The sequence below is a fragment of the Duganella qianjiadongensis genome (assembly GCF_009857915.1).
GTDB classification, from domain to species: domain Bacteria; phylum Pseudomonadota; class Gammaproteobacteria; order Burkholderiales; family Burkholderiaceae_D; genus Rugamonas; species Rugamonas qianjiadongensis.
This window is the reverse complement of sequence record NZ_WWCM01000001.1, coordinates 570,144-592,639: the sequence shown is the minus strand read 5'-3', so window position 1 is coordinate 592,639 and position 22,496 is coordinate 570,144. Positions and strand designations below refer to the sequence as shown.

The window sequence follows — 22,496 nt, the reverse complement described above, 5'->3', positions numbered from 1 at the left end:
AACACTGAGCTGTTTCCCTTACAGCTTATGGAGTTGGCATGCGCCTGCTGTCCCGCCTCGCCAGTCTGGCCGTCCTGTGCGGCTTGCCGCTGGCCGCCCTGGCTACTAGTTCGGTCACTAATCCGGCCACGAATTTGGCCACTAATCCAGCCATTAATCCGGCCAGTGCGGTGGCCGCAACGTCGATAAACTCCTTCAGTCCGGTGGGCACCGTCAAACAGGTGCGGCAGGCCAGAGCGCATTTCAGTGCGCAGATAGTGCCGCTCGGTGATCTGCGGCTGGATGATCCGTTCAGCATCGACTGTCCCATGCCGGGCAAGGGGCGCTGGGTCGATGGCGCCACCTGGGCCTACGATTTCGAGCGTGATCTGCCTGCCGCCATCAGCTGCCGCTTCACGCTCAAGGACAGCGTACGCGATCTGGCCGGCCAGCCGCTGCAAGGGGAGCACAGCTACAGCTTCAATACTGGCGGGCCGAAAATCATCATGTCCTCGCCGCGGGAAGGTGCGCGTGATATCGATGAAGAGCAGGTATTCATACTGGGACTCGATACGCCCGCCACCGATGCCAGCATCAGCGAACACGCGTGGTGCCGTGCGCAGGGCATCAGTGAGCGCATCGGCGTGCGTGTGCTGACGGGCGAAGAGCGCCAGCGCATACTGGACCAGCACCGTAACTTCGTCGAACGCCATCTGGTGAGCTACTACCATGCGCGCGGTGTCGTGTGGAGCGCAAAACTGGCAGTCAAGAGCAAGCGGATGGAGCAGATGCCGCTGGCAGTGCTGCAGTGCCGCCAGCGCCTGCCGGTCAAAGCCGAGGTGGCGCTGGTATGGGGCGCCGGCGTGGCGGCAGAAAACGGCATGCACAGCGAGCAGGATCAGGAACGCACGTTTGCCACGCGGCCGGAATTCAGCGCCAGCTTCAGTTGCGACAAGCTCAAGAAAGATGGCGGCTGCATTCCTTTCCTGCCCATGCGGCTGTCGTTCACTGCGCCGGTACGCAAGGCCGATCTGCTGGCCATCAGTCTGCGCGGACCGGGGGGCAAGAGCTACCAGGGCCGGCTGCCGAAAGAGCAGGCCCAGGCCGAACTGGCCGACATGCTGGAATTTGCCGGACCATTCCCTGAACGTGCTGCATTCACGCTGCACCTGCCCGCAGGCCTGCAAGACGAGGCCGGACGCAGCCTGCTCAATGCCGCGCGCTTCCCGCTTGCGCTGCGTACCGATGCCCAGCCGCCGCTGATCAAATTCCCTGCGCGTTTCGGGATTATCGAAGCGCAGGGTGACCGTATGCTGCCTGTCACCATGCGCAATGTGGAGGCCAGCCTTGCGGTTGCTGCAGCAAAGGTGCAGGGCAGTAGCTTGCGGGTCAATGATGCGGTACTGGCGCAGGAAGAGCAGGACCAGCAGATCCTGCAGTGGATGCGCAAGCTGACCAGCTATGGCAGCGAGCCGCAGGAGCTGTATGGCGACGAACTGTTCCGGCCTTTGCTGGCGCAGAAAAAAGGTGCGGAAGCCAGCCGCATAGATCGTTTCAGTGTGCCCAAACCGGCCGGCCGGCAGGCGTTCGAAGTGGTCGGTATCCCGCTACGCAAGCCGGGTTTCTATGTAGTGGAACTGGCCAGTCCGAAGCTGGGCGCGGGACTGGCGCAAACGCCTGCCACTGCCTATGTGAGTGCGGCGGCACTGGTGACCAATATGGTGGCCCACTTCAAGCACGGCGCCAGTTCTTCGCTGGTGTGGGTGACTACGCTCGATAAGGCCCGTCCCGTGGCGCAGGCACAGGTCAGCGTGCGCGATTGCGAAGGCAAGCTGCTGTGGCAGGGCAGCACCAACCAGAATGGCGTCGCCAGCATCAGCGCGGAACTGGCCGAGCGCTCGTGCCAGCGCAGCAGCGGTTTCTTCATCACGGCCCGTAGCGGCAATGATCTGACCTTTACCATGTCCGAGTGGACGCGCGGTATCGAGGGCTGGCGCTTCAATCTGCCTACCGGCGATGTGCGCGACGATAATGTGCTCGCTACCACGGTATTTGACCGCACCCTGCTGCGCGCAGGCGAGACTGTCCATATGAAGCACTTCCTGCGCCGCCATACGGAGCAGGGCTTTGCGCTGGTGACCGCAGATAGCCAGAGCAGCAGGCGGCGTTCGCTCTATGGCCGCCAGCTTACGCCGGAAGAACGCAAGGCGCAGCCCGATAGCGTGCAGTTGATGCATGAGGGCAGTGAGCAGCGCTACCGCGTGGCGCTCAAATGGAGTGCCAACGGCAGCGCCGAAAGCCAGTGGCAGATTCCTGCCGACGCCAAACAGGGCTGGTACCAGTTGCTGCTGGGCGGGCGCGAAGCGGGGCGCTTCCGTGTCGAGCAGTTCCGCGTGCCGACCATGAAGGCGGTGATGCAAGGGCCGAAAGTGCCGCCGGTGCAGGCCAGCAGCGTCGATCTCGATGTGCAGCTCAGTTATCTGTCCGGTGGTGCAGCGGCCGGTGTACCGGTACAGTTGCGCACTGTATTGCAGGACAAATATATATTCTTCGATGACTACGCCGACTTCAGTTTCAATGCTGGCGACGTCAGCAGCGGCATGGAGCGCGACCAGCCAGCTTTCGACGAGGACCAAGGGAGCTTCGAAGGCGAGCAGGGCGACGATGGCGGCGCCAGCGGTTTCAAGACGCGCAAGCTCACGCTCGACAAGCAGGGTGGCGCCCGTATCACGCTGGACCAGTTGCCCGCCGTGACCACGCCGCGTGAACTGCTGGCCGAGATGTCGTATCAGGACGCCAACGGCGAGACCCTGTCGGCCACTACCCGCATCCCGCTATGGAACTCGGCCTATCTGATCGGCATCCAGCCCGATGGCTGGGTCATGAGCAAGGACGGCATGAAGTTCACGGTGGCCGTGCTCGATGTGCAGGGGCGGCCGGTGGCACAGGCGCCAGTGACGGTGGATCTGTTCCAGCGCTTGCAGTATGCGCACCGGCGCCGTTTGATCGGCGGCTTCTATGCATATGAAAACCAGAGCGAGGTGAAAGCGCTGGGGCAGGCCTGCACCGGCCAGACCGATAGCAAGGGCCTGCTGATCTGCGAAGTGAAAGCGCCTGCTTCCGGCAACCTGATTCTGCGCGCAGTTACTTATGACAGCGCGCAGCACCGCTCCGTGACCCAGCGCGAAACCTGGGTGGCGGATGGCGCCGACTGGTGGTTCAGCGCCAGCGATAATGACCGCATCGATCTGCTGCCCGAACTGAAACGCTACGAGCCGGGCCAGACGGCCAGCTTCCAGTTGCGTATGCCGTTCCGCGAGGCTACTGCGCTGATTACCGTCGAACGTGAAGGCGTGCTCGATACCTATGTGCGCCAGCTGTCCGGCAAGGAGCCGGTATTCACGCTGCCGATCAAGGGACACTACGCGCCTAACGTGTATGTGTCGGCGCTGGTGGTGCGCGGCCGCGTGGCCGGCGTGCAGCCGACCGCATTAGTCGATCTTGGCAAGCCTGCCTACAAGCTGGGCATCACGCCGTTGCGGGTGGGCTGGGCCGCGCATGAACTGAAAGTGCAGGTCAAGGCGGACAAGGCGGTGTACAACATCCGCGATAAGGCGAAGGTGCAGGTAAAAGTGGCGCGGGCTGACGGCTCCCCTTTGCCTGCCGGCACCGAAGTGGCGCTGGCGGCGGTGGATGTGGGCCTGCTGCAGCTGATGCCTAACACCAGCTGGGATCTGCTGGAAGCCATGATGCAGCAGCGTAATCTGCAGGTGCAGACGGCCACCGCGCAGATGCAGGTGGTAGGCAAGCGTCATTTTGGCCGCAAGGCCGTGCCCCACGGTGGTGGCGGCGGCAAAGGCGCCGGGCGCGAGCTGTTCGATACGCTGCTGTTCTGGCAGGCGCGCGTGGCACTCGATGCAAACGGCGAGGCCAGCGTGCAGGTGCCTATTAATGACTCACTAACAGCGTTCCGCATCGTTGCCATCGCCAGTGCCGACGCCGATCTGTTCGGCACGGGCCGCACCGAGATCCGCAGTTCGCAGGATCTGATGCTGCTATCGGGCCTGCCGCCTGTGGTGCGCGAAGGCGACCGTCTGCGCGCCGGCTTCACCCTGCGCAATACCACCGATGCGGCAGTACAGGTGGCAGTTACGGCCAATGCGGGCGGCAAGGCGCTGCCGCCACAGCAGGTGGAACTGGCAGCTGGCGCCGCGCAGGAAGTGGGCTGGGACTATCAGGTTCCCGCCGGCGCCAGTGCGCTGGCATGGGATATCGCGGCCAGCATCACCGGTGCCGATGGCGCTGCCGCGCGCGACCGGCTGAAAGTCAGCCAGCGCGTGCTGCCGGCGGTGCCGGTGCGTACCACGCAGGCAACGCTGCTGCAGCTCGATCGCGGCCAGCGCATGCAGGTGCGCTTGCCGGAGGATGCCTTGCCCGGCCGCGGCGGCGTGCAGGTACAGTTCAGCGCCAGACTGGGTAGCGAACTGGCAGCGCTGCGCGATTATATGAACCAGTATCCTTACCGCTGCTTCGAGCAGGTGACTTCGCGCGCCATTACTTTGCACGATCAGGCCATGTGGCAGGCGAATATGGCCAGCCTGCCGGCGCATCTCGATAGCGACGGTCTGGTCAAGTATTTTGCGACCATGACGCAGGGCGACGAAATGCTGACCGCGTATGTACTGTCGGCAGCCTACGAGGCTGGCTATGCCATTCCTGCCGAGCTGCAGGAGCGGATGCTGACGGGGCTGCGCGAGTTTGTCGCCGGCCGCATCGTGCGCTGGTCGGCGTTGCGCACCACGGATCTGGCGATGCGCAAGCTGGCGGCGCTGGAAGCGATTTCGCACAGCGCACCGATACAGGCGGAGATGCTGGAGTCGTTCACCGTCGAGCCGAATCTGTGGCCTACTTCGGCCGTGATCGACTGGTATCTGATCCTGAAGCGTTCGCCTAAGCTGCCGCAGCGGGCGCAGCGCTGGGCACAGGCTGAGCAGATTCTGCGCGCACGCCTGAACCTGCAGGGCACAACCATGGGCTTCTCGACCGAGCGTAACGATAACTGGTGGTGGCTGATGGCCTCGGCCGATAGCAATGCCAACCGCCTATTGCTGGCCATGGCCGACAATCCGGGCTGGAAGGACGATATCGGCCGGCTGGCACGCGGTGCGCTGGGACGCCAGCGTCAGGGGCGCTGGAACACCACCGTGGCCAATACCTGGGGCACGCTGGCGCTGGCGCGCTTCTCGCAGCTGCATGAGCGGGTTGAAGTCACGGGTAGCAGCAGTGCTACTCTGGCGCAGGTGAGCAAGAGCATCGCCTACGGCGGCGATGCCACGGGTGGCAAGGTACTGCTGCCATGGCCACGTTCGTCCGCTGAGCTGGAACTCAATCACACGGGCACGGGCAAGCCGTGGGTGACGGTGCAGACGCTGGCTGCGCTGCCGCTCAAGGCGCCTGTCTCCAGCGGCTACCGCATCAGCAAGACCATCACGCCGGTAGAACAGAAGCAGGCCGGCAGCTGGTCGCGCGGCGATGTGTACCGCGTACGGCTGGAGCTGGAAGCGCAGGCCGATATGACCTGGGTGGTGGTAGATGATCCGGTACCGGCCAGTGCTACCGTGCTCGGTTCCGGTCTGGGCACGGACAGCCAGATTCTGGGCAGCAGCAAGCAGACCGGCTGGGTTTGGCCAGCATTCGAGGAGCGCAGTTTTGATGCTTATCGGGCGTTCTACCAGTTTGTACCGAAAGGGAAATGGACCGTGGAGTACACGGTCAGGCTGAATAACGCAGGCCAGTTCAATCTGCCGGCGACTCGCGTGGAAGCCATGTATAACCCGGAGATGTTTGCTGAACTGCCTAACGTGGCGGTGACGGTGAAATGATGTGCGCTGTATCTGGCCCATATGGCAGGGCGTCACCGGTGCTGCGCGCGATGCTGCTAGCGACGCTGGCCTGGGCCGCGCTGTCTGTGCCTGCTGCCAGAGCAGAGGTGGCCACGGCGGAACAGGTCAGGCGCGACTATCGCGCCTCGGAAGCGCAATTGCTGGACCGGCATGGCGTGGCGCTGCAAGCGCTGCGCATCGATATGCAGGGACGGCGCGCACCATGGGTGGCCTTGGGCGATATTTCGCCAGCGTTGCCGGCCGCCGTGCTGCAGGCCGAGGACCAGCGTTTCTATCAGCACGAAGGCGTGGACTGGAGCGCCGCCGGCAAGGCGGCGTGGGATAACCTGTTCCGCAGCCGCCCGCGCGGCGCCTCCACCATTACCATGCAGCTGGCTGCCTTGCTCGATCCGCGCCTGCAGGCGGCAAAGCAGGGGCGCAGCTGGGCGCAGAAATGGGATCAGGTGCAGGCCGCGCGCGCGCTCGATGCCAGCTGGAGCAAGCAGCAGATACTGGAGGCCTATCTGAATCTGGTGTCCTTCCGCGGCGAGCTGCAAGGCGTGGGGGCGGCCGCGCGCGGCCTGTTCGGCAAGGTGCCGTCCGGCCTGACGCTGACGGAATCGATGATACTGGCCAGTCTGCTGCGCGCGCCGAATGCCGCGCCGGCGATGGTGTGGCAGCGTGCCTGCGCCCTGTCGCGCGAGTTGCGCGCGCCGGCCACCTGTAGCGAAATCGAGTTGCGTACGCTGGTCGCCATGGGCAAGCCGCAGATAGCGCAGGAGCTGACGCCCGCGCCGCAGGTAGCGCAGCAGCTGCTTGGCCGCAGCGGGCAGAATGTGCGCAGCACGCTCGACGGCCAGCTGCAGCTATTTGCCCAGACAGCCTTGCGCCAGCAGCTGATGGCGCTGCGCGAGCGCAATGTCGGCGATGGTGCGGTGCTGGTACTCGACAATGCCAGCGGCGAAATACTGGCTTATGTGGCCAATGCCGGCGGTTCCGAGATAGACGGCGTCACCGCACTGCGGCAGGCCGGTTCGACGCTGAAGCCGTTTCTCTACCAGCTGGCGCTGGAACGCAGGCTGCTGACGGCCGCCTCGGTGATAGACGACAGTGCCATCGACATCGCCACGCCCACCGGCCTGTATGTGCCGCAGAATTACGACAAGCAGTTCAAAGGGCAGGTGAGTGTGCGCACCAGTCTGGCCAGCTCGCTCAACGTGCCGGCAGTGCGCACGCTGGTGATGACGGGGCTGGAACGCTTCCATAGCCGGTTGCAGCAGGTGGGCCTGAGCAGCCTGACGGAGCCGCCCGACTATTATGGCTATTCGCTGGCGCTGGGCTCGGCCGAAGTGAGCCTGCTGGAACTGACCAATGCCTACCGCGTGCTGGCCAATGGCGGCCTGTATAGCGGCGTGAAGCTGACGGCATCGGCCCAGTTGCCCGCGCCGCGCCGCGTGCTTGATGCCGCCGCCAGTTTCATCGTCAGCGATATTCTGTCCGACCGTGCTGCGCGCAGCGTGACCTTCGGCCTGAAGAACGAACTGGCCACCGGCTTCTGGAGCGCCGTTAAGACCGGCACCAGCAAGGATATGCGCGATAACTGGTGCATAGGTTATAGCGACCGCTACACGGTAGGCGTCTGGGTCGGCAATTTCGATGGCCAGCCCATGTGGGATGTATCCGGCGTGACGGGCGCGGCGCCCGCATGGCGCGATGTGATGGATTATCTGCACCGCCAGCAGCCGGGCCGTGCTCCGGCCGTGCCGGCAGGCGTGCAATCACGCCAGATCAGCTACCAGCCGGCGCTGGAAAATCCGCGCAGCGAGTGGTTCATGGCGGGCACGGGAAGCGCAGTTGTCACGCTGGTGACGCAAGCCCAGCGTGTGCCGACAATTATCTATCCGGCGGAATCGACGATCATCGCCATCGATCCGGACATGCCGGAGGCGGTGCAGCGGGTGTTTTTTCAGGCGCAGGCAGGCAAAGGCCTGAGCTGGCAGCTGGACGGCACGGAACTGGGGCAAGCCGGCAGCGCCTATGCATGGCACCCCACGCCGGGCCAGCATGCGCTGGCGCTGGTTGACAGTGCCGCACGGGTGGTGGCCAGCACCCGTTTTCAGGTGCGGGGTAGCGACCCTGCCGGCGCCGCTGCGCCATCCGGACACTGATGCCGGACATCTGCACCACATCAAGTTCGCTGTTGTCAGTTCGGGTGTATGGCTGCACAATGTCAGTCACAAACCTGACCACGGACTTGATTATGCAACGACTACTCCTGAGTATGGCCCTGCTGGGCTTAGGCGCCAATCACCTCGTCTTGGCGGCCGATGACGCGGCCCAGTGTGCGGCTGCTGCCGGCACCTATCGTAGCGGCGTGATCGTGAAGGGGCCGAAATTCGCCCATGGCCAGTACCGCAAGGGCGTGGAACTGTCGCACACCCACCTGAAGATGAAAGCCGAGCAGGACGGACAGGTTTATGACGTCGCCATCGATAATGTTTTTGCTCAGGGCTTTAATCCCGAGCAGCACAGCATTCCTGCCTCGCTCCAGCAGATACAGGTGAATGACCGGGTGGCCGTGTGCGGACAGCTGTACACGCACGGCGGTACGGGCATCCACTGGGTGCATACCAACTGCGGCAAGCGCCCCACGCCGAACAAGCCGGACGGCTGGATCAAGCTGGTGGGTGCCGATGGCAAAGCCGGTGCCAACATCGAAGATAATGGCGCGTATTGCAGCCTGTTCAGGAACTGATCGCGCTGTTTCCATTGTTGTGCTTGCTATACTATTGGTTAGTAGCTACTTCTGGGGATGGTTTTGCAAGTCTTTAAACAACGCTGGCAGCGCTGGGGCGCTGGGGTGGCCGGTGCGCTGGGCCTGTATGCGCTGGCCGGCGGCTGGCTGTTGCCTAAGCTGATCAAGAGCGAGTTGCCGTCACTGGTGGCTGGCGAACTGGAACGCAAGGCCAGCGTGGCCGATGTGCGCTTTAATCCTTTCACGCTGCGCCTGTCCATGCAGCAGCTGGCGCTGACGGAAACCGATGGCGCGCCCTTGTTCAGCCTCGATCAGCTGGAGGTGGAACTGCAGTGGCGCTCGCTGCTGCGCCGCGCCTGGTGTCTGGGCGATATCCGGCTGGTGGGGCCGAATCTGCAACTGGCCATCGCGCCTGACGGCACCTTCAATATTGCGCAACTGCTTGCCACGCTGGACAAGCATAAGAAGGACGAGCCGGATAGCGGCATGCCGCGTCTGGTGGTGGGGCATTTCACGCTGGAGCAGGGCAAGGTGGCGGTGCAGGACCGTCACGCCGGCTATCGCGATACCTTTGCGCCCATCGATTTCACCCTGAATAATCTGAGCACGCTGCCTGACGATAACGGCGACTACACCCTGAGCGCCGATGCGGCGCAGGGCGGCAAGCTGCGCTGGAAGGGCAAGGCCGCGCTCAATCCTATCAGTGCCAGCGGCGAGCTGGCGCTGGAGAATGTGGCGCTGGCTGGTCTGTCCAGCTATCTGAAACCATTTGTGCGCATGAGCGTTGCCGCAGGCCGCCTGTCGGCTACGCTGCCTTACCAGTTCCGCTATCACGACGGGCAGGTGGAGGCTGGCCTGCATGGCGCCAGTCTGGGGCTGGCAGAACTGGCGCTGCACCAGCAGGGCGCTGCAGCGCCGTTTGCCCGCGTGCAGAAGTTCGACATCACCGGCGTGGATCTTGATCTGGCCAAGCAGACGGTTGCCGTCGGCGGCATAGGCCTGCATGGCGGTGCGCTGTCGCTGCGGCGTGATGCGCGCGGCATGCTCGATCTGGCGGGACTGGCCGTGCCTTCCGCGCCTGTCGCAGCGCCGGCGAGCGGGAAGACGCCATCGTCTGCCCGAGCTGCTCCAGCCCCCGCCGCTGCGGGCTGGAAGGTGCATCTGAAGCAGTTCGATATAGATGGTGTGGCATTGAGCGCGCTCGATGAAAGCGTCAAGCCTGCACTGAAGGTCAACGCCGACCAGTTTGCCCTGCATCTGAACCTGCAGGCGCAGACCGGCAAGCAGGGCTTGCAGCTGCAACTGGAAGATGGCCGCCTGTCGCTCGATAAGCTGCAACTGCAAAGCGGGGCGCAGACACCGTTCAAACTAAGCCGTCTGGCGCTGGATCAGGCTGTGATCGATCTGGCGGCCAGGCGTGCCAGCGTAGGCAAGCTGGCCTTCGATGGCGGCCAGCTCGATCTGTCGCGTGATAGCAAGGGGCAGTTCATGTTCCTGCAGGCGCTGCCGCACAGCGAGCCGGCATCTGGCCAGCCGCAAGCTGCCGTGCCGGCCGGTGCCCGCAGCAGCGGCAAAACGGCAGCCGCACCGGCATGGGCGACCAGCATCAAGCGCGTGGAATTGAACCGCTTTGGCGCGCGCTATGACGATGCGGCGACAGGCATCAAGGCTAACTTGCAGGATTTTCGTCTGGCGCTCAATGATGTCAGCACCGATCTGGGCAAGGCGGTGAGCTTTGACGGCGCGCTGGCCTTGCGCGAAGGCGGACAGTTGCAGGCACAGGGCAAAGTGGTGCCAGCCAGTGCGGCGGTGGAGGCCGATCTTAAACTGAACAAGCTGGCGATTGCGCCGGTGCAGCCTTTGCTGGCGAAGTATCTGCGCCTTAAAATCGGTAGCGGCGCGATCTCTACGCAAGGCCATCTGCATGTGGGCGCCGGTACGGCTAAAGACCCGGCACTGCGCTATGACGGCGGGCTCGATTTTGATGAGCTGGTGCTGAACGAGGATGATGGCGATCGCTTTGCGCACTGGAAGCAGCTGCGCGCGGAGAAGCTGTCGGTAGGCCTGAAACCTGATCTGCTCGATATCGGCGAACTGCGTCTGGTGGAGCCGGATGCTACCCTGATTATCGAGAACGACCGCAGCTTCAATGCGGCGCGCCTGCTGGTGCCGCAGCCTGCGCCGGCTGCTATTCCTGCCGCGACTTCGGCTTCCGCAGCGGCACCTGCTGCCACACCATTCCCCGTGAAGATACGCCGGCTGCGTTTGCAGAACGCCAAACTGGCCTTCACCGATCTGAGCCTGCGGCCCCAGTTCAGCGCAAAAATGTATGAGTTGAACGGGGTGATTACCGGCCTGTCGTCGCGCGCCGACGCCAGCAGTCAGGTGGAAATCGATGGACGGGTGGACGAATATGGTTCGACCCGTATCCGCGGCAAGCTCAATCCCTTTGTGCTGGCTGATAACACCGATCTGAGCGTGATCTTCAAGAACGTGGATATGGTGTCCGCCTCGCCTTACAGCATGAAGTTCGCCGGCTACCGCATTGCCGAGGGCAAGATCTCGCTGGACCTGCAATACAAAGTGCGCCACGGCCAGCTGGAGGGCAGCAACCAGATTGTGCTCGACAAGCTGACGCTGGGCGAACGTATCGATAGCCCCGATGCACTCAAGCTGCCGCTCGAGCTGGCGCTGGCCATCCTCAAGGACAGCAATGGCCGCATCGAGCTGGGTGTGCCGGTATCGGGCAATCTGAACGATCCCCAGTTCAGCTATGGCGCGGTGGTGTGGAAGGCTATCGGCAATATTTTCAGCAAGATCGTCACGTCGCCGTTCCGTGCGCTCGGCAGCCTGTTTGCTATCAGTGGCGATCAGCTGGAAGCCGTCAGCTTCGATGCGGGCAGCGCCAGGCTGGCGCCACCGGAGCGCGAGAAGCTCAAGCAGGTGGCGCAGATCCTGGCGAAGAAGCCGCAGCTGCATCTGGCGGTGCCGGGCCAGTATGGCGAGGCGCTCGATGGCGCTGCGCTGCGCCAGCAGGCTGTGCGCCGCACGGTGCTGCAAAAGGCTGGTGTAACGCTGGCGGCGGACGAACCGGCGGGGCCACTCGATATCGGCCAGCGCAAAGTGCGCATGGCCTTGCGCGATCTGTACGGCGAGCGCTTTGGCGCAGCTGCGCTGGAGCAGCAGAAGAAAGCGGCCGAAGCGGCGGCAGGCAATCCGGCCAACGGCGCTCAGGGTGATGCTGGTGCAGCGCAGAAGCTGCCAGTGTTGCAGCGTATGGCCAAGCTGGTGCAGGGCGAGCCGCAGGTGGCAGACGCCAGCGCCTTCTACCAGCAATTGCAGCAGCGGCTGGAACAGCAGCAAGCCTTGCCGGCGGATGCCTTGCGCCAGCTGGGCACGCAGCGCGCAGCCGTGATACTGGCGGCCCTGAAGGAAGAGGGGGTGGCAGCGGATGCAGCACAGGCAGCCGCTCCACAGGCGGTCGAAGTAGCCAGCGGCGATGCGCTGCCGCTGAAACTGGAACTGTCGGCTAAATAATCTAAACAATATGACTGATAGTTCCAGATACGCCAGCAATGCGCTGCTGGCTGGCAGCGCGCTGCTGGCCAGCCAGATTTCGCTCAATCTGGGCGCGGCCATTGCCAAGCATCTGTTCCCGCTGATCGGCGTGGAAGGCGTGGCCTCGTACCGCGTGGGGATAGCCGCCATCATGATGCTCGCCGTGTTCCGTCCGTGGCGCACGCCGCTGACGCTGGCGCAGGCCGTCAACGTAGCGATCTACGGCAGTGTGATCGGCCTGATGAATCTGCTGATCTATCGCTCGTTCAGCCGTATTCCGCTCGGCATTGCCGTGGCGATCGAAGTGGCGGGACCGCTGACGGTGGCGGTGCTGTCCTCGCGCCGCCCGCGCGATCTGGTGGCGGTGGCACTGGCTGCCGTGGGACTGTACTTTCTGCTGCCCATCCATGCCGGTGCCAACCAGCTCGATCCGGTGGGCGTGGCTTATGCCGCCGGTGCCGCCGTGTGCTGGGCGCTGTACATCGTGTTCGGCAAGCGCGTTTCGGTGATGCACGGCGGGCAGTCGGTGGCTTGGGCCATGCTGGCGGCTTCCGTATTCATCGTGCCTATCGGCGCGTGGTATGGCGGCAGCAAGCTGCTGACGCCGTCCTATCTGGCCATCGGCCTGGCGATAGCGCTGATGTGCAGCGCCTTGCCCTACACGCTGGAGATGCTGTCCATGCGGCGTCTGTCCAAGCGCACCTTCAGCATGTTCAGCAGCGCGGCTCCGGCTTTGAGCGCACTGGCCGGCATGCTGGTGCTGGGCGAAAGTCTGAGCGCGATACAGTGGCTGGCCATTGCCAGCATGGTGGGCGCTTCGGTATTGACTACGCTCTCCTGAGACGGAACAAATGCTTCGCGCTGCGTGCTAATTCTGCGGCGTGATGCTTTCCAGCAGGCGTGCGCGTGGGCTAGTATGGATGCCGATGCACTTGCATCAGCGTCGCTCGGACGGTTCCGGGCGCTTACGTGAGAACTCCATGACTGATACCAATCCGTCGCGCAGCTTTGCGCGCATAGACCGCCTTCCCCCTTACGTTTTCAATGTCACCGCCGAACTGAAACTGGCGGCGCGCCGTCGTGGCGAAGACATTATCGATATGTCGATGGGTAATCCCGATGGTGCGACACCGTCCCACATCGTCGAGAAACTGATCGATACCGTCAAACGTCCCGATACCCATGGCTATTCTGCCTCCAAAGGCATACCCCGGCTGCGCCGTGCCATCACCAAGTGGTACCAGCGCCGCTACGCTGTGGATTTCGATCCCGATAGCGAAGCCATCGTCACCATCGGCTCCAAGGAAGGGCTGGCGCACCTGATGCTGGCCACGCTCGATCAGGGCGACACGGTACTGGTGCCCAATCCCAGCTACCCGATACACATCTGGGGTGCGGTGATCGCCGGTGCCAATATCCGTTCCGTGCGCATGACGCCCGGCGTGGATTTCTTCGACGAGCTGGAACGCGCCGTACGCGAGAGCTATCCCAAGCCGAAGATGATGATACTGGGCTTCCCGTCGAATCCTACTGCGCAGTGCGTGGAGCTGGATTTCTTCGAACGGGTGGTAGCGCTGGCCAGGCAGCACAACATACTGGTGGTGCACGATCTGGCCTATGCCGATATCAGCTTCGATGGCTGGAAAGCGCCATCCATCATGCAGGTGCCCGGTGCGCGCGAGGTGGCGGTGGAGTTCTTCACGCTGTCCAAGAGCTACAACATGGCAGGCTGGCGCATCGGCTTCATGGTGGGCAACCGCGAGCTGGTGGCGGCGCTGGCCCGTATCAAGAGCTATCACGATTACGGCAGCTTTACGCCGGTGCAGGTGGCGGCGATTGCGGCGCTGGAAGGCGATCAGCAATGCGTGAGCGATATCTGCGCCATGTACCAGAGCCGCCGCGACGTGCTGCATAAAGGCCTGTGCGAAGCGGGCTGGCAAGTGGAGAAGCCGAAAGCGTCGATGTATATCTGGGCGCCGATACCGGAAGCCTACCGCCATATGGGCTCGCTGGAATTCTCCAAACTGCTGCTGGCCGAGGCCAAGGTTTGCGTCTCCCCCGGCATCGGTTTTGGCGAGTACGGCGACGGCTATGTGCGGTTTGCTCTGATCGAAAACGAGGCGCGCATCCGGCAGGGACTGCGAGGCATTAAGGCGATGCTGCGTAAGCCTGAATAATTCTGCAGCAAATTTACGCCGCATCAAATCCGGTCTTTGATGCGGCGGCTATGGTGACGAAGTTAGGCAACCGGAGCGGCGACTATGTCAACTTCAACTCTTCAGATCTGTGTGCAGCGTCTGCAGGCGCTGGGGCGACAGCTGGAACGCTGGTTTGTGCGTCAGTTGCTGCCGCAGCTACTGGCGATTCTGCCTTTGAGCTGCCTGTGCTGGCGGCACTGCGTCACTCTCGATGGCAAGATCACCCGTCTGCGCCGCATTGTGCAGAAGCTGGACCGGTGGAAGCATGCCATCCGCGCATTCGGCGCTGATCCTAAGGCACAGCTGGAAATGCTCGACGTCGATCATGCGCTGCGTAGCGAAATGGCGGCTACGCGCGATATGCTGTGGGCCTTGCGCGCCGACTGCATCGAAGTAGAACGCATGTTCAATCAGTTCGGTTACCGTTCGCGCGGCCTGCAGCGGCGGCAGGCTGCGCTGATGGCCTTACTTGATCATTGCTGCGTATCGGCCAGCGCCGTGCTGGATGTGCTGGCCGAACATGACGCCGCCGTACTGGCCCGCCTGCGTGCGCAAAGCGTGCAGGCCTAGGCAGCAGCCTGCGCCAACTCGCCGCTGCCGGCGCAGCATGGCCGGCGCACGCAAGCAGGCATTCACTCTGCCTGCAGTACTATTTTGCCGCGCGCGCGGTTACTCTCGATCAGCGCGTGGGCGCGTTTCAGATTTTCCGCGTTGATGGTGCCGAAGATTTCCGTCAGCGTAGTGTGCAACACGCCCGTTTCCACCAGTTTTGCCACGTCGTTGAGCAGGCGGTGCTGGGCGATCATGTCGCTAGTCTGGAACATCGAGCGGGTGAACATGAATTCCCAGTGCAGCGAGACACTTTTTCGTTTGAGCAGACGGATATCGAGGCTGGCCGGATCATCGATCAGCGCCACCTTGCCCTGCGGCGCTACCAGTTCCGCGATTGCGTTCCAGTGCAGGTCGGTCTGGTTCAGGCTGGCCACGTAAGTGACGGGCGGCAGACCGAGGCGCGCAATTTCCTCATGCAGCGGCTTGCTGTGATCGATCACATGATGGGCGCCCAGTGTGCGTACCCAGTCCGCTGTCTCGGGGCGCGATGCCGTCGCGATGATCGTCAGCCCCGTCAACTGGCGCGCCAGCTGCACGAGGATGGAACCTACGCCACCTGCCGCGCCCACCACCAGCAGCGATTTGCCGCTCTGGCCTTTGTCGCGGCTCACTTCCAGCCGTTCGAACAGTAGTTCCCACGCCGTGATGGCGGTCAGGGGCAGGGCAGCGGCCTGGGCGAAATCCAGATTGACCGGTTTGTGGCCGGCGATGCGTTCGTCCACCAGATGCAATGCGCTATTGGTGCCGGGGCGGGTCAGATCGCCCGCATACCAGACCTGATCGCCGGGTTTGAACAGGGTGACATCGGGGCCGACGGCGCGCACGATGCCGGCAGCATCCCAGCCGATGACTTTCTCGCTGCCTTCGGCGGGGGCTACGTTGCGGCGGATTTTCACATCGACGGGATTGACCGAGACGGCACGCACTTCGACTAACAGATCGCGTCCCTGTGCGACGGGATCGGGTAGTTCGACATCGATCAGGGCGTCGGTATCGTGGATAGGCAGGGACTTGCGGTAGGCAACAGCTTTCATGACAGTTCCTTTGATTAAGGTATGGGCGTATGATGATTTATTATGAATCTTTGAAAAAGATGGAGTTCGATGAAATACTTTCAAAGGAATTTTGAAAATTGCTGAGGCTAGATGATCTGACCGTGTTTGTGCGCACGGCCGATAGCGGCAGTCTGTCGGCTGCGGCGCGCCAGTTGTCGATTTCTCCTGCGCTGGCCAGTGCGGCGCTGAAGCGGCTGGAAAGCGTGCTGGGCTGGCGTCTGTTCGCCCGTACCACGCGCTCCTTGCGCCTGACGGAAGAAGGCGAAAACTATCTGCGTCATGCGCGCGAGGCCCTGCGGCTGCTGCAGGAAGGTCAGGAAGCCTTGCAGCAGGGGCAGGAAACGCCCGGTGGTCTGCTCAAGATCGCCATGCCGTCCGATCTGGGGCGTAACTACCTGATGCACTGGCTCGATGAATTTCAGACCCGCTATCCGCGCGTCAGTTTCCAGCTCAGCGTGAGCGACCGGGTGTCCGATCTGTACCGGCAGCCGGTGGATCTGGCTATCCGCTATGGCCGGCTTGATGATTCCAGTCTGGTGGCTTTGCCGCTGGCGCCCGGTAACCGCCGCGTGCTGGTGGCAGCGCCAGCCTATCTGGAACGGTATGGGGCGCTGACCTCGCCGCAGGCACTGCTGCAGCACAATTGCCTGCGCTTCATGGTGGAGGAAGTGATCCACGACCGCTGGCAATTCCATGTGGGCGGCGAACTGCAGCAATGGCATGTGCAGGGCAACCGCAGTGCCGATGATGCGGACGTGGTGCGGCGCTGGGCGGTGGCCGGTCTGGGCATCGCCTATAAATCGCGGCTGGATCTGGCCGATGATATCCGCACCGGTCGCCTGCGCGTGCTGCTGCCGGACATACTGGGCGAAGCGGCGCCGCTGAATATGCTGTGCATGCACCGGCAGCACATTACGCCTACCGTGCTGCAACTGCGTGATTTCCTGCGCGAACGCTGTAGCCAGGCTTAGAAAGTTATTAAATCGGCAGCGTAAAGCACGTTTGTGGCGGAAATACGCTTAACATAGCCGGATTATTTATCTGGAGAACTTCCGATGACTGAAACCCAGCGCGATATTCTGAGTGCCGGCTTTTCGCTGATTCTGATAGCACTGGCCGCGTTCGTGATGCACCGCTTCTTCCTGCCGCTGATCTGGGCCGGCATCCTGTGCGTAGCGACGTGGCCGCTGTATCTGCGTCTGCAGGCGCGCATGGGCGGGCGCGCTGTGCTGGCCGCAGCCGTGCTGACTCTGCTGATGCTGGCCGTGTTCGTGGTGCCGCTGGCGCTGGGCGTGACGCAGGCCGCGAAACAGGCGCCGGAACTGGCCAGCTTTATCGTCAAGGCCAATACGGAAGGCATGCCGGTGCCTGCCTTCGTGCAGAGCTTGCCGATGGTGGCTGACTGGGTGACGAACTGGTGGCAGGCCACGCTGAGCCAGCCGCACGGGCTGGCCCATCTGCTGTCCGAGCACGAAATCAATGGCCTGCACTCGGCCAGCGACATGATCAAAGTGGTCGGCGCCGGTTTCATGCACCGGATGATGGACTTCGCTCTGGCTTTCCTGTGCCTGTTCTTCTTCTACAAAGATGGCGCTGCCCTGAGCCGCCAGATCCATGCCATCGGCAGCCATTGCGTGAGCGAACAACGCTGGGCCCATTTCTCCGCCAAAGTGCCGACCGCCATCCGTGCCACCGTCAACGGACTGGTGCTGGTGGGGCTGAGCGAAGGCGTGCTGATCGGCATAGGCTATGCGCTGGCCGGGCTGCATTCGGCCGCTGTGTGGGGCTTCGTCACCGGCATACTGGCCATTATTCCGTTCGGCGCACCCATCGCCTTCCTCAGCGCGGCCGCAGTGCTGGCCAGTCAGGGGACAGTAGCCGGCGCCATCGCTGTGGCCGTGTGGGGTAGCATCGTGCTATTCGTGGCCGACCACTTTGTGCGGCCCGGCATGATAGGCAATGCTACCCGTCTGCCTTTCCTCGCCGTGCTGTTTGGCATACTGGGCGGGGTGGAAACGCTGGGACTGGTGGGCCTGTTTATCGGCCCGGTGGTAATGGTGCTGTTTGTGACGCTGTGGTACGAGGCCAATCTGTTTGATGACGGTAGGCCAGTTGCCACACCCAGGTGAGGAGCGCCCGCGAGGCTGCCGCATCGGCAGGCAGATCGGGCGACTGGGCGGGACAACTGGCGCCGGCAAACATTAGTGCGCTTTCGACAGTATCAGCAGCCAGCGGCCGAATACCAGCACTTCGAGGTGGCCAGGCTGCACGCCGGTGTCGCACTCGAGGATGGGATTGACCGCGTAGTAGCGCTTGCGGAAGTCACGGCACACCAGCAATTCGCGTTTACCCATGCGTACCATGAAGGAAGTCGGCAAGTATTCCATACCGAAGCGGGAACCAAAGCTGCTATTCAATGTAGTCATGTCGTTTCCTTTGAATGCGTTGTGTTGATCGAGGAGTTCAGAATAGCATAACTACTGTATGAATAAACAGGTACTGTGTAAATAAACAGTAAATTCGCTTTTTTGTGGTTTTTCCACCAACTTGAACGGGAAGCAGCGTTGGCGCACCAAATTTTCAGCAAATCAGTACGTTTCATTGAGGCAAGGTTGTCGCCGGGGGGAGAATTCGGCCTGCATCTGACGGCGGGCGTGGCCCTGCTAGCGCTGGCGATGGCGGTTTTGCACGAACTGGCAGAGGCGGTGGTGGGGCAGGCCGGCATCACTGTGCTGGACCAGCAGGTGGCCGACTGGTTTCATCGCCACGCGTTCGAGCCGCTGACTGGCTTCATGCGGCTGGTGTCCTACCTCCATACGGGCGCGCCCATGGTGCTGATGGTGCTGGCGCTCGCTTACTATTTCTGGCGGATCAAGGCGCGCTACTGGATGCTGGCGCTGCTGGTGGCCACGCCTACCGGCGCTATCCTGAATGTGGCGATCAAATACCTGATTCAGCGGCCCCGTCCCGTGTTCGAGCAGCCGCTGGTGTCCTTATTGACGTATAGTTTCCCTAGTGGCCATACCGCCGCCGCCACCATCTACTGGGGCTTGCTGGCATCTTATCTTGTGATGGTGCGGCCAGAATGGCATGCGCGCTTGCTGGCGGTGCTGCTCAGCGTCGGCATGGTGCTGCTGGTGGCGCTCAGCCGCATGTATCTGGGCGCGCACTATCTGAGCGATGTGCTGGCAGCGATGGCGGAAAGCGTGGCATGGCTGGCGATCTGGATCACGGCGATGTCAACCTTGCGCCGCAGGCGCGAGGCGCAGCAGCGCGCACTGGCAAATTAAATGGCCGCCACGCCGCAAGCGGCGCAGGCAGCAGGGTGGAGGAGAACAAGCTGGAACGTATCGTCGTCCTGATCAATGCCGGAGCCGGTACCGGTTCCGATGCGCAGCGAGTCGCCGCACTGGCGCAGCATTTCCGCCAGCACGGCCAGAGCGCGGACGTGCAGCTCGTGCATAGCGGCGCAGAGCTGGTGGACCGCGCCCAGCAGGCCGTGGCGGCCGGCGTGGGCACCGTGGTGGCCGGTGGCGGTGACGGCACCATCAATGCCGTCGCATCGGCACTGGTCGGCAGCCGCACGCGGCTGGGCGTGCTGCCGCTAGGTACGCTCAATCACTTCGCACGCGATATGCACATTCCGCTCGAACTCGAACAGGCTATCGCCAACGTCGTGCAGGGGCAGGTGGTGCAGGTGGATGTGGGCGAAGTCAATGGCCGCATCTTCCTGAATAATTCCAGCCTCGGCATTTATCCCGATATCGTGCGCGACCGCGAACAGCAGCAGCGCCGTTTCGGCCGCAGCAAATGGCCGGCGTTTGGCCGTGCCGTATTTGCCGCGCTGCGGCGCTTTCCTTTCCTGTCGCTGCAGCTGACCATAGACGGCATGCAGCACACCCGCCGCACGCCGTTTATTTTCATCGGCAATAACGAATACCAGCAAGGTCTTGCCACTGGCCGCCGCAGCCGCCTCGATAGCGGCCACCTGTGCCTGTACGTGGCGCAGCGGCCCACCCGTCTGGCACTGCTGCGCTATGCTCTGCATCTGCTGTTTGGCCAGCTGGCCCATGCGCGCGACTTCGACGTGCTGCAGACCACGGCGCTGTCGATTGCCACCCGGCGGCGCCACCTGCGCGTGGCCACGGACGGTGAAGTGACGCGCATGAAGCCGCCCCTGCAATACCGTTCGCTGCCTGCCGCGCTGCAGGTAATCGTTCCCCGCTGAGAGGCCGCCATGCGTACCATCGTTCATTTATCCGATCTGCATTTTGGCCGCGTCGATCAGGCTTTGCTGGCGCCTTTGCAGCGTGCTGTGGCAGCGCTGGCGCCCGATGTGCTGGTGGTGTCGGGCGATCTGACCCAGCGTGCCCGCACGGCAGAATTCCAGGCGGCGCGCGCTTTTCTCGATACGCTGCCGGGACCGCAGATCGTGGTGCCCGGCAATCACGACATTCCGCTGTATAACCTGGCGAGCCGCTTCCTCACCCCGCTGCGGCTATACACGCGCTACGTCACGCTGGACCTGATGCCCGAGTATGTCGATGACGAGATCGCCGTGCTGGGGATTAATACGGCGCGCTCGCTCACCATCAAGGATGGCCGCATCAACCGCCAGCAGATAGACCAGATCCATCAGCGCATGCGTGCAGTCGACCCCCATCTGACGCGCATCGTGGTGACCCATCATCCGTTCGATATGCCGGACGACTATGACCGCAAGGATCTGGTCAACCGCGCGCCGCTGGCCATGCAGGCATTCGCCAACTGCGGCGTGGACTTGCTGCTGGCCGGACATCTGCATGTGAGCCACGCGCACAACACGGCGCAGCGCTACGAGATCAGCGGCTATGCAGCGCTGATGGTGCAAGCCGGTACCGCCACCTCCACCCGCGCGCGGGGCGAGAACAACAGTTTCAATGTATTGCGTGTGGCGCACGACCGCGTGCAGGTGGAACGCTATAGCTGGCATGCTGCCAGTGCCAGCTTCGCGCCCAGCCAGAGCGAATACTTCCGCCGCAGCGCAGGCGTGTGGACCGAGCAGGTGTAGCGGCTGACCGGACTGGCGCCGCTACAGCCAGTAGTGCATCAGGCTGGCGGCCCACTCGCGCAGGCGGTCCAGCCACGGACGCTGCTGCCATGCGGCGCGGGTGATCTCGCCGGAATTGCGCAAGTCCTCCTGAAATGCCGCTTCCATCTGCTGGCCGAATTCCGCCCCCAGCACCACCACATTGAGCTCGCTGTTGTGCATAAAGCTGCGGGTATCGATATTGGTCGACCCCACGGTAGACCACAGGCCGTCGATCACGGCGGTTTTGGCATGCAGCACGCTGAGCTTGAGGTGGTAGATTTTGACGCCGCTATCGAGCAGCTGGTCGTAATAGGCGTGGCCGGCGTAGAACACCAGCCCGCTGTCGGATACGCCGGGCAGGATGATCCGCACGTCCACCCCGCGCCGCGCGGCAGCAGTCAGCGCAGCGATAGTCTGCGGGTCCGGCACGAAATACGCGGAAGTGAGGTGGATGCTGGTGCGCGCCTGCTGGAAGGCCAGCTGATAGGCTTTGTAGATATCAAAGGGATCGTCGCTATCGCTGCCCAGCACGCGCACCAGCTTGTCGCCCGCGTTGGCGGCGGGCGGGAAGTAATCGGCGTCGGGCAGATCCTGACTATCCTGCGTGGCCCACTGGCGCACGAACAGCCACTGGAAGGCCCGCACCGCCGGCCCCTCCACCTTGATATGGGTGTCGCGCCAGCCCGGCTGGCGCGCGGCATTGCGCTTGCGGCCGGAATGGAACAGCGAACTGCGTGCATAGCTGGCGCTGATGTTGATGCCGCCCGTGAAGGCTACACGGCCATCGACGATCAGCACTTTGCGGTGATCGCGCTGGTTGAGCTGCCAGGTATCACCGCGCAGATGGGCTGGATTGACGGGATTAAATTCCAGCAGGCGTATGCCGGCCTCGCGCATGCGCTGGAAAAATTCCGCCGGCACGCCTAGGGTGCCCACGCTGTCGTACAAAATGTTGACGGTGACGCCCTGACGCTGTTTGGCCATCAGCGCTTCGGCAAATTCCAGCCCCAGTTCATCCTGATCGAAGATATAGGTTTCCAGATTGATGTGATTACGCGCGCCCCGTATGGCTTTGAGCATTTCGCCCATGGTCTGCGGACCATCGAACAGCAGGGTGCAGCGGTTGCCGACGATCAGCGGGACGCCGGTGGCATCCTGTTCCAGCGCAGCCAGCGTGGCCGGATCGAGCCGGCCCTGCGGCCAGCGTTTGGCCAGCAGCGCGCGTGCCCGCGCGGCGGACAGTTCGCCCTGCGCCCCTTGCAGCTGCAGTGCCGGCATACTGGCGGAGTCCCGACTGCTTGCCGGCGCCAGCTGGGGCAGGGACGCGCAGGCACCGAACAGGCTGCAGCACAGCAGCGCCAGTGCCAGCAGTCCGTGCCCCCGCAT

The 22,496-nt window shown here is 63.1% G+C and carries 15 protein-coding genes; 12 read left to right on the top strand and 3 right to left on the bottom strand.

Annotated features, from left to right (window positions below; all coding sequences use genetic code 11):
* The first annotated feature begins 38 nt into the window (after window positions 1-38).
* The 7 genes from GTP27_RS02695 (at window position 39) to GTP27_RS02665 (ending at window position 14,942) form a co-directional block, all read left to right on the top strand.
* Window positions 39-5,861 (top strand): alpha-2-macroglobulin family protein, encoded by a 5,823-nt coding sequence (locus tag GTP27_RS02695; protein WP_161037608.1) that lies wholly within the window; start codon window positions 39-41, stop codon window positions 5,859-5,861.
* 50 nt (window positions 5,862-5,911) lie between these two features.
* Entirely contained in the window at window positions 5,912-8,029 is a 2,118-nt protein-coding gene (gene pbpC, locus GTP27_RS02690; RefSeq protein ID WP_229633332.1) for a penicillin-binding protein 1C, read from the top strand.
* A gap of 92 nt (window positions 8,030-8,121) precedes the next feature.
* Window positions 8,122-8,616, top strand: coding sequence for a hypothetical protein (locus GTP27_RS02685; RefSeq protein ID WP_161037607.1), 495 nt, complete (start codon window positions 8,122-8,124; stop codon window positions 8,614-8,616).
* A gap of 63 nt (window positions 8,617-8,679) precedes the next feature.
* The gene (locus tag GTP27_RS02680; RefSeq protein WP_229633330.1) at window positions 8,680-12,153 is read left to right on the top strand and encodes a DUF748 domain-containing protein; all 3,474 of its coding nucleotides are present in this window, start codon (window positions 8,680-8,682) and stop codon (window positions 12,151-12,153) included.
* 10 nt (window positions 12,154-12,163) lie between these two features.
* A complete protein-coding gene (locus tag GTP27_RS02675; protein WP_161037605.1) occupies window positions 12,164-13,015 on the top strand; it encodes an EamA family transporter in 852 nt (283 codons plus the stop codon).
* 139 nt (window positions 13,016-13,154) lie between these two features.
* A complete protein-coding gene (gene alaC, locus GTP27_RS02670; protein ID WP_161037604.1) occupies window positions 13,155-14,351 on the top strand; it encodes an alanine transaminase in 1,197 nt (398 codons plus the stop codon).
* A gap of 84 nt (window positions 14,352-14,435) precedes the next feature.
* On the top strand, window positions 14,436-14,942 hold the full coding sequence (locus GTP27_RS02665) for a hypothetical protein (RefSeq protein ID WP_161037603.1): 507 nt from the start codon (window positions 14,436-14,438) through the stop codon (window positions 14,940-14,942).
* A gap of 62 nt (window positions 14,943-15,004) precedes the next feature.
* Here GTP27_RS02665 and GTP27_RS02660 read toward each other — a convergent pair whose 3' ends face one another.
* Window positions 15,005-16,018, bottom strand: coding sequence for a zinc-binding alcohol dehydrogenase family protein (locus tag GTP27_RS02660; protein WP_161037602.1), 1,014 nt, complete (start codon window positions 16,016-16,018; stop codon window positions 15,005-15,007).
* A gap of 98 nt (window positions 16,019-16,116) precedes the next feature.
* On the opposite strand from GTP27_RS02660, the gene GTP27_RS02655 reads away from it, so the two are divergent.
* Together GTP27_RS02655 and GTP27_RS02650 are read left to right on the top strand one after the other, a co-directional pair.
* A complete protein-coding gene (locus tag GTP27_RS02655; RefSeq protein WP_161037601.1) occupies window positions 16,117-17,010 on the top strand; it encodes a LysR family transcriptional regulator in 894 nt (297 codons plus the stop codon).
* Between the two features lie 84 nt (window positions 17,011-17,094).
* Window positions 17,095-18,168, top strand: coding sequence for an AI-2E family transporter (locus GTP27_RS02650; protein ID WP_161037600.1), 1,074 nt, complete (start codon window positions 17,095-17,097; stop codon window positions 18,166-18,168).
* A 72-nt stretch (window positions 18,169-18,240) separates the two neighbouring features.
* On the opposite strand, the gene GTP27_RS02645 is transcribed toward GTP27_RS02650, so the two are convergent.
* Window positions 18,241-18,465, bottom strand: coding sequence for a hypothetical protein (locus GTP27_RS02645; RefSeq protein WP_161037599.1), 225 nt, complete (start codon window positions 18,463-18,465; stop codon window positions 18,241-18,243).
* Between the two features lie 186 nt (window positions 18,466-18,651).
* Between GTP27_RS02645 and GTP27_RS02640 the strand changes: the two genes are divergently transcribed.
* From GTP27_RS02640 to GTP27_RS02630, 3 genes are read left to right on the top strand one after another with little or no spacing between them, the layout of a single operon-like run.
* Complete coding sequence (locus GTP27_RS02640) at window positions 18,652-19,329, top strand: phosphatase PAP2 family protein (protein ID WP_229633329.1); 678 nt, start codon at window positions 18,652-18,654, stop codon at window positions 19,327-19,329.
* Complete coding sequence (locus GTP27_RS02635) at window positions 19,251-20,267, top strand: diacylglycerol/lipid kinase family protein (RefSeq protein ID WP_161037597.1); 1,017 nt, start codon at window positions 19,251-19,253, stop codon at window positions 20,265-20,267. Before GTP27_RS02640 ends, GTP27_RS02635 begins: the two co-directional genes overlap by 79 nt.
* A gap of 9 nt (window positions 20,268-20,276) precedes the next feature.
* Window positions 20,277-21,089 carry a metallophosphoesterase family protein gene (locus tag GTP27_RS02630; RefSeq protein ID WP_161037596.1) on the top strand — a complete coding sequence of 271 codons (813 nt, stop codon included), beginning with the start codon at window positions 20,277-20,279 and terminating at the stop codon, window positions 21,087-21,089.
* Between the two features lie 21 nt (window positions 21,090-21,110).
* Here GTP27_RS02630 and cls read toward each other — a convergent pair whose 3' ends face one another.
* Window positions 21,111-22,496 (bottom strand): cardiolipin synthase, encoded by a 1,386-nt coding sequence (cls, locus tag GTP27_RS02625; protein WP_161037595.1) that lies wholly within the window; start codon window positions 22,494-22,496, stop codon window positions 21,111-21,113.